We start from the raw sequence: 736 nt of genomic DNA on the forward strand, positions 1-736 counted from the left end.
GCGGCTTCCGCAGCTTGCACCACCGTCACGTAGTCGCCAAGTTCGTTGCCCTGCGCGTCGTAGCAGACAACGTGATCGCCCCGTATGCCCAGCCAGAGGTGTGCCACGTCGAGCCAGAGCCGTCCATGCTCATCGCATGGCTGCACTTCGTAGCGCCCACCAACGAGGCGATAGCCGATCAGCCGCAAGCGGCGTACTGGCTTGCGCCCGATCGTGTCTACAATCACATACTGGGCAATTCCTACCTGCGCGTAGTGGTCTACTTTGATCACCAGATCGTTCTTGCGCGTCTCGGGTGAGGTGATCTCGATGATCAGCGCCGGGCGTTGCCCCTCTGCGGCCACATCGAAGGTACTCCAGTCTTGACGGGTCGCTAGTCCGGGGATGACCATGACATCGGGGCCGTGGGCGCGTAACTCCGCATGATCCCACGCCACCCGTACATCGCTGAGCACAACTGCTTGGCCTTGCGGTTCAAGCTGGGCCCGTAGGATTTGGGTCAGATACATGCGGTCGGTCTCGTGGCGGTCGCTATGCACGATGAAGTCTCCCACTTCGGGGTGCAAGACATCTTCAAGGGTGAGTGGCACCTGCTCCAATGGTGCATCCTCCGGCGCACCGGGGCGGCGCACGTAGCGCCAGCCGTAGCGCCACGGATCGTCGTTGCTTGCGAGCGCCAACGGATCGTCTTGGGTATTGTAGGTACTCATATGTTCTATTTTACACGGCTTCGGGT

1 protein-coding gene is annotated in these 736 nt (G+C 60.9%); it reads right to left on the minus strand.

Going from position 1 to position 736, the window contains the following annotated elements; genetic code table 11:
• Window positions 1-710, minus strand: a 710-nt coding sequence (locus CJ255_RS22195; protein ID WP_097646221.1) for a Uma2 family endonuclease, incomplete at its 3' end; no start/stop codon positions are given.
• Window positions 711-736 lie beyond the last annotated feature (26 nt).

This window comes from Candidatus Viridilinea mediisalina (assembly GCF_002532535.1).
Taxonomy (GTDB): Bacteria; Chloroflexota; Chloroflexia; order Chloroflexales; family Chloroflexaceae; genus Viridilinea; species Viridilinea mediisalina.